5 protein-coding genes are annotated in these 7,834 nt (G+C 68.0%); 1 reads left to right on the forward strand and 4 read right to left on the reverse strand.

The annotated features are described in order from the left end of the window. Positions 1-59: 59 nt before the first annotated feature. Complete coding sequence (locus VEW47_18030; protein HYS07080.1) at positions 60-1,988, reverse strand: gamma-glutamyltransferase; 1,929 nt, start codon at positions 1,986-1,988, stop codon at positions 60-62. A gap of 150 nt (positions 1,989-2,138) precedes the next feature. Here VEW47_18030 and VEW47_18035 point away from each other — a divergent pair, with 150 nt between their 5' ends. Beyond that, a complete protein-coding gene (locus VEW47_18035) occupies positions 2,139-3,110 on the forward strand; it encodes an arginase family protein (GenBank protein ID HYS07081.1) in 972 nt (323 codons plus the stop codon). A gap of 24 nt (positions 3,111-3,134) precedes the next feature. Here VEW47_18035 and VEW47_18040 read toward each other — a convergent pair whose 3' ends face one another. The 3 genes from VEW47_18040 to VEW47_18050 form a co-directional block, all read right to left on the reverse strand. Beyond that, positions 3,135-4,064 (reverse strand): hypothetical protein, encoded by a 930-nt coding sequence (locus VEW47_18040; protein ID HYS07082.1) that lies wholly within the window; start codon positions 4,062-4,064, stop codon positions 3,135-3,137. A gap of 130 nt (positions 4,065-4,194) precedes the next feature. Next, positions 4,195-7,371 (reverse strand): S8 family serine peptidase, encoded by a 3,177-nt coding sequence (locus VEW47_18045; GenBank protein HYS07083.1) that lies wholly within the window; start codon positions 7,369-7,371, stop codon positions 4,195-4,197. Positions 7,372-7,629: 258 nt separating this feature from the next. Then, on the reverse strand, positions 7,630-7,834 hold a 205-nt coding region (locus tag VEW47_18050; protein HYS07084.1), incomplete at its 5' end, for a hypothetical protein.

Below are 7,834 nucleotides of genomic sequence, written 5' to 3' on the forward strand. Positions count from 1 at the left end.
CGCTCCGGCGACGTCCGCGTCAACAGAAATCGGGGATCGAGCCGCAGCATCCCGCCGCCCTACCAGGCGATGCCGTAGTCCTCGCCGTAGTTGCTCGAGGCGCCCCACATCGTGCCGTGGCGGCGGTCGAACAGAATGCCGTTGATCGGTCCCGAGGTCCGCTCGGCGGTCGTGATGACGTACCCCATCCGGACAAGCTCATCGCGGACGCCCGCGGGGGTCGAGGCCGAGACCAGCAGGTGCCCGGGGTGCGCCTGGTGCGCGCCGAAGGACGAGCGCATCTGCTCGCTGTTGATGTTGGGCGCCTCGGCGGCCTGCTGCGGCGTCATCCCGAACTCCACGATGTCCAGGAAGAACTGCAGCAGATTCTGGTCCTGGGTGTCCCCCCCCTGCACCGCCATCGCCAGATACGGAAGCCCCTCCTTGAGCGTCAAGGTCGGAGTGAGCGTCACGCGAGGCTTCTTCCCCGGCTCGACCACGTTGTACGGTCCGTCCTCGGGGCGGGTTGCGAAACTCTGCATCCTCTGGCTCAGGCCGACCCCCGTGCGCCCCGCGATCACCGCCGGGATCCAGCCGCCGCTGGGGGTCACGGACACGACCCAGCCGGCTTCGTCCGCCGTCTCGATCGACGTGGTGCCGCGCCGGAACTGCGCGCGGAACTCGGCCTCGGTGAGGGCCGTCGCCGGCCGGGGTGTGCCGGGAGGCAGCCGGCGCGCGGCGGACGGGGCTCCCGGTGTCGCGCTCGCCGCCGGCGCGGCCTCCGGGGCGGGAGCGACGGTCCAGTGCGCCCGCAGATCCGCGAACGGGTTCGTTCCCCCCTGGTAAGGGTAAGGGTCGCCGGGCCCGACGGAAGGATCGTTCCTCGTCCAGTCGATCTGCGCGTAGCGCGCCCGGGCGTATTCCTTGGAGAGCAGCCCGCGCACCGGCTCCTCCGGCGGGAAGTATGGGTCGCCATAGTAGAAGTCACGGTCGGCGTAGGCCAGGTTCATCGTCTGGTAGAGGGCGTGGATGTAGCGGGAGGAGTTGTACTCCATCTCCTTGAGGTTCGCGGCTTCCAGGATATTGAGCGCCTGCAGCATCACCGGGCCCTGCTGCCAGATCGGCAGCTTGTACACGGTGATCCCTTTGTACGTTGTGCTCAGGGGCTCTTCGATCTTCACCTTCCAGCCCGCCAGATCCGGGAGGGTGATGAGCCCGCCCTCCTCTCCGACACCCCGCACCAGCTCGCGGGCGATGTCCCCCTTGTAGAAGCGGTTGTAGGCGGCATAGATCGCCTGCCTGCGGTCCTTCCCCTGCTTGAGAGCCTGGCGCTCCGCCTCGACCAGCTTGCGCAGGGTCGCGGCGAGGTCCTTCTGCACGAAGACCTCGCCGGCCTCGGGCGCCTCCCGTGTCTGGCCCTCGTGGGGAAGAAAGACCTCGCGTGAGTACTTCCACTTCTTGATCTCGTCCTTCGACTTTTCGATCTCGTCCGCCGTCTCCGCCTCGATCGGATAGCCGTCCGCCATCTGGATGGCCGGCGCCAGGACCTCGCCGAGCGACAGGGTCCCGTACTCGGCGAGCATCGTCATGAGACCGCCCGGCGTGCCCGGCGTCACCGCGGCGAGGGGCCCGTACTCGGGCGGAAAGCGGTACCCCTTCGACCGGAAGAACTCCGCCGTCGCGCCCGTGGGGGCCGTTCCGAGCGCGTCGATGCCGATCACTTTCTTCAGTCCCGGATGGTAGATGAGCGCCTGCGTCTCACCTCCCCACGCCAGGATGTCCCACATCGTCGTGACGGCGCCCAGCATCGCGCAGGCGGCGTCCACGGCGTTCCCTCCCTTCTGGAACATCATGGCGCCCGCCTCGGCCGAAAGAGGCTTGCCGGTGATCGCGATCCAGTGCCGCGCGTGCAGCGGCGGCTTCTGCGTCCGCCCGGCGTGGAGCGGCGTCGCAAGGAGGCACGCGCCGATCAGGGCGAAGACGATTGGCAACCGGGTGCAGCGGCTCATCGATCTCCTGGCGTTCGCGCGCATGGCAGGACACCTCCGGATGGGACGGTTCATGGTGCCGGGGCCGGAAGTTTACTACCAGAGGCGGCGCGAAGGCATATGCTAGGAGCCGGCTGAGCACCTGGCGCCGTCTGCGGAGGGGGAGACAGAATGAGATGGTCCCTGGCGTTGTTCGCGTGTCTGGCGGTCCTGATCGTTCCGGGGAGCGTGCCCGCGCAGTCGCTTCCCACGTTCGAGGGGATCCGCACGTTCCTCGGCGCGCCGTACGTGAAGAAGCTCGACGACCTGCAGGCCGATTTCGCGGTCCTCGGGGTCCCGTTCGACGAAGGGACCTGGGGCCAGCCCGGGGAGCGTTACGGGCCGCGCGACCTACGGGAGAGCTCGATGGAGTACAACCACGATCTGACGCAGGGGTTCTTCTACATCGACGGCGAGCGCACGGTCCTGAAAGGCAAGCGCTGGGTGGACGTCGGCGACGTCGAAGTCTTCCCGACCGTCCCGGCGCAGACCAACGACAAGATCACGGCCAGCGTGCGCGCCATCCTGGCCAGGAAGGTGTTTCCCGTGGTGCTCGGAGGGGACCACAGCATCACCTTCCCGGTGGTGCGCGCCTACGACCTGCCGCTGACCGTCATCCACTTCGACGCCCACCTCGACACCTGGGACGCGGCCCCCGGGAACCTGGACCACTCGTCGTGGGTGAACCGGGTCGCGGCCCTGAAGACGGTCAAGAACATCATCCAGGTCGGCATGCGGGGCATCACCAACGATCCTGAGGCAACGGGGAACGCCCACAAGGCGCACACGACGATCATCACCTCGGAGCAGATCCATCGCCAGGGCGCCGCCTGGGCGCTCTCCCGGATTCCGCAGGGGGGCAACGTCTACATCACCCTGGATGTGGACGTGATGGACCCGACCCTCGCGCCGGGGACCGGGACGCTGGAGCCCGGGGGGCTGAGCTTCTCCGAGATAGACGATCTTCTGATGGGGGCTGCCGGCAAGGGGACCCTGGTCGGGTTCGACGTCGTTGAGGTGAACCCGTACCGCGACCCGAGCGGTCGCACCGCCCAGACCGCGGTCCGGCTGACGATCGACCTGCTGGGGGCGGCGTTCCACTGAGGGTCCGGCCGCCCGGCGAACGGGTCAGTCCTGCCTCTGCGAGGAGGTCGTGCCGGGCTGGCACGTCCCTCCCACGCAGGATTCCGTGGGACCGCAGCGATACTGGCAGGCGCCGGCGACACAATCCTCGCACGCGTTCGGATTGCACTTGTTCTGGCAGGTGCCGCCCACGCAGCGCTGGCAGGGGCCGCAGTTGTCCCTGCACCCCTGCGCGGTGCAGGTCTGGCAGATCGGGTCGCAGAACGGCTGGCACGAGCCGGACTGGCAGCTCAGGCACGCTCCGCGATCGCAGGCGTCGAAGCACTCTCCGCTGATGCAGGTCTCGCACGTGGCGCAGAACGTGATGCAGGCCCCGCCCGGGCCGCAGGTCTGGCACTGGGTCGCGTCGCAGGTGCTCTGGCAGACGCCGCTCACGCAGGTCTCGCACCGGCCTGGGGCGCAGGCCGCGCAGGTCCCGTTGACGCAGGTCTGGCACGAACCACAGGTGCTGGTGCACACGCCGTTGACGCAGGTGTCGCACGGCCCGCACCGGCTGCGGCACGCCCCGCCGATGCAGTCCTGACAGGCCCCCGCGTCGCAGTCGGTCGTCCCGTTGTCGACGATCCCGTCGCAGTCGTCGTCGCGTCCATTGCAGACCTCCGGAGGCTCGCCCGCCGTGGTGCTGTGGACCCTGTAGAAAGCGGTCCCCGGGGGGGCCGGGTCGATCCAGGCCTCGACGTCGGTCGTGGCGAGAAGGTGGTCGGGACTGCACACCGAGGACGCAACCGGGGATCGATAGATCTCGAACGGTGACGAGCCGCCGGTCCACTGCAGCGTCACATCCGGCGAAGTCGGTCCATGCCGCAGGGTCAGCGCGATTTCCGGCGGGGGAGTCTGCGCCGGGGAGGAAACGAGCAGGACGGAGAGAATCAGGAGAGCCAGCCCGGCCAGTCTCCTTTTAGGGATCGCGCTCAACGGACCTCTCACCCTGGGAGGAGGTAGCGGCCGGCGCCGGGCCGGCGGCCCCCGTCTTCCGCGACGGGAGCCGCCGGCGAGGCGAAAAACCGAAAGTGACGGCAACGGCGCGGCCGTTACCGCTTAGAGATTAGAACACCAGGATCGGACTGGCCTCCTGCTGGCCCTTGCTGTCCCGGTACATGAGGAGCAGCCCCGACTGGGACGGCGAAGCGACGTCACCACCCGGTATGGCGTTGATCGTGAGGGTGCTGCTGCCGCCGGCCGGCACGCCGGTGGCCGGGATGCCCGACCCGACGAAGCGCGGCGTGTCGAGCGTGGCGGTCATCCCTTCGATCGAATCGGTCAGGGCGCCCGTGAAGTAGTTGTCGAACGCGAAGACCGAGAAGTCGAACTGGGTCGACGGCGTCATGCCCATCGCCGCAAGAGGCGCCGTCAGGATGGCGTTCGCCGAGTCGAGATCCGCGTCGGTGAAGAAGAAGATCGACGCGGTGCCCGTTGCCAGGTTGAACACGGCGTCGACGTTCTGGCCCGTGGACCCGAAGGCACCGTTTTCGAGGTTGAACACGACGAAGTCGAACACCCCATCGCGGTTCTTGTCGATGTAGATGTCGAACTCCGCCGGGTAGTTCGGGTGCGGCCGCGCGCCGAAGGTGTTGACGGCGAACTGGACACCGAAGTTGCCGCCGCCGATCCCCACCAGGCGCGTGCCGACGGCCCTCAGGTCGACGACCGCGAAGTTGTCCCCCGGATTGGGCAGGAACTTCTTGGGGATCTTGCCGCTCGTCCCCATGAGCGAGAACACGTCCGCCCGGCCGCCGATCGTGCCGGCGTTGCTGAGGCTCAGCGTGCCGGCTCCGCCGGACAGCGTGACGCTGGTGGATGCCGGGCTCACGTCCGCGGCGCGGTGAGGCAGGACGTGCCAGGCGACGTGGATGTTGTCGGTCGCATCGGCGATGCCGATGTAGCCGTCGAACTCCACCCCCTGCAGCCTGAACCCGTCACCACCCCTGGCACCGCCGTTGAGAGTCCAGACCGGCAGCTTGGTGGGATCGATCTTCAGCCTCACTCGGAACGTCGCGCTGCCGTTGCCCGCGACGACGATGCTGCCGGGGGCGGTCAGGGTCACGGCGCCGCTGGCCGCATCGTCGGCATAGCGGAAGCTGGGCGTGATCGAGTAGGTGCGCGCGGTGGCGCCGTAGTTGCGCACCCGCACCGTCTTGTTGAGCGTGGTCGGCGACGCCACGGCGCTGTAGCCGAACGACAGGCTGCCCGTGTTGTCGTCGTCGTCCCAGGCGGCCGTCGTGCTGTTCAGGGCCCGGTCGACGCGCACTTCGCCGCCGCCAATCCGGCTGATCGGCGCGAGAACCCCCGGCTGCAGGGCCGGGTTGGTCGTAATGTTCGTCTCCGCCGTGTTCATCAGGAGCGACTTGATCTCGGCAGGCGTGCGCGACGGATAGGCGTTCAGGAGGAGCGCCGCCGAGCCCGCGATCATGGGTGTGGCGCCCGAGGTCCCGCCGAAGGCTTCCTGTCCGGTCCCCGAGCCGGCAACCGCGGACACGGAAGCTCCCGGAGCGCCGATATCCGGCTTGACGGCCTGGTAGCTGATGCTCGGACCACGCGCCGAAGAGGAGACCATGCTTCCGACGAGGGGAACGGTGAAGGCGGGCGAGACGGTCACGACGACCGGGGCCGCGAGGTTGGCCTTGATCAGGTTCGACGTGCTCTGGGTGATGACCAGGGTCGGCACGAACATGTCGCCTCCCCCGAACGAGAAGGAAATCGCATCGCCCGCTGCGACGAGACCGATCAGAACACCGACCGCTCCAGCGTGGGCAGCCCGGTTGACCTTGAGGCTGACGGCACACACGCCGCGGTCGATGAGGGCGACCTTGCCGGCGGGATCGGCCAGGTATGGATCCCCCGGGCAGCCGCGGCCGACGAACGCGACTTCTTTGCTCGTGAAGCCGGCTCCGATCGGCGCCCAGTCGACCGTGGACGCGTTGGCGTACGTCCCGGCGATCGAGGCGGGCGAATTGATGACGAGCGGGTAGACGGTCGCGCTCGGCACCTGCGTCTGCGCCGCGCTGATGACTTCGGGCGTCGAGGCGGGCGACGAGGTGATGTAGGGGCGGTCGGCGTTGTTGCCGGCCGCGGCCACCACGATGATGCCGAGGTTGACCGCGTTGGCGCTGGCCGCGGACAGATCATCTTCCTTCTGGCCGTAAGCCGAACCGAGCGACATGTTGACGACGTCCACAGCGTCGGAGATGTCGCCATCGCCGTTGGGGTCGAGGGCGAAGTCCATCCCCTCGAGCAGCCCGACGCCACTGCAGGAGTTCGACACGGAGCTGCAGATCTTCACGGCATAGAGGCTGGCGCCCGGAGCGACCCCCTTGTGCGAGCCGCCGTCGTTGCCGGCGATGATGTCGGACACGTGCGTACCGTGGCTCCCGGCGCACGGCGCGGGAATCGCCGCCGGTCCGCAGTCGATCGGGTCGGGATCCGGCAGGAGACAGGTCCGCGGGTTGCCGCTGGCGTCGAGGCCGCAGAGCGCGGCGTTCGGCGTGGGCCACACTTCCCCGACGAAATCGAACCCGCCCACCACCTTGGCCGTCGGGAACAGCCCGTCGGTCGTGGTGTTCCTCGCATCGGACGTGGTCGTGCCGTAGGCCGCCGTGTAGGCCGCCGCCGTCCCCGCACCGCCCAGGAAGGCATGGGTGTAATCGATCCCGGAATCCAGGACCGCCACCCTGATTCCCGTGCCGTTGAAGCCGGCCGCCTGCACCGCAGACGCCCCTATGTAAGGAACGGTGTCGCTCAGATCAAGCTGATAATCGATGACCGGACGGATTCCCTCGACGCCCGGAAGAGCGGCGATGTCCGGGATCCGCGACGCGTCGACCCTCACGATGACCGCGTTGAGCGCCTTGCTCACGCGACCCAGCTCGCGCCCGCCGAGGCCGCGGACCTGCCCCATCAGCCCGTCCTGCTTCTGGGCGAGCTCCTTCAGATAGGCCCGCTGCTGGCCGGGGTTGAGGGCGCCGCCCTGCTGCTTGGCGTTGCGACCATGCGCGACCGCGAGCGGGGCGTCGATCAGCCGGACCACGACGTCGACCTCCCCCTTGGCGCGCACGAGCGCGGGGTCAACGGAGGCAGGATGCCCGCCTCCGGGGACCATCAAGGCCGAGGCGTCGGCTGCCGGAGCCGGGCCGCCCGCCGCGGCCGTGGCCGCGACCCACCCTATTCCGCAGAGCAGGGCGGCGAGGAAGAGTAGAGAGGACCCCACACGTACGATTTTTCTCATCGGATGTCCCTCCGAACGCGAATTGACCCGGGCGAAATTACCCCTGGGTAGAACCAAGACGAGGTGGCTGACAGTTTTGTCCGAGCGTCTCTAAGGTTCCCCGAATTCACTGTTTCGTCAAGTGGAAATCTCTCCGTTATGACACTTTTTTGTTCGATTCCTTGCTTGCTTTGGGAGAAAGGATGGATCAAATCTCGGGGCTCATTAACCACGGAGATTTGGAACCGGTCAGGAACATGCGGGTGACGACTTGTACGTTCAGATCGAGCGCGACAGCACGTTCAACTGGTCCCAGGCGCGGCGGACCTCGGTCTCAGTGGTGCGGATGTTCCCGACCGCGAGGCGGATGACATAACGACCTCCCAGGCTCGTGTGCGACAGGAACACGTCGCCTGTGTCGTTCAGCGCCTGAAGCAGACGCTCGTTGTACGAGTTCAGCGGCGCGCCCTCGGATACCCCCCGG

This window comes from Candidatus Dormiibacterota bacterium (genome assembly GCA_035635555.1).
Taxonomy (GTDB): domain Bacteria; phylum Acidobacteriota; class Polarisedimenticolia; order Gp22-AA2; family Gp22-AA2; genus Gp22-AA3.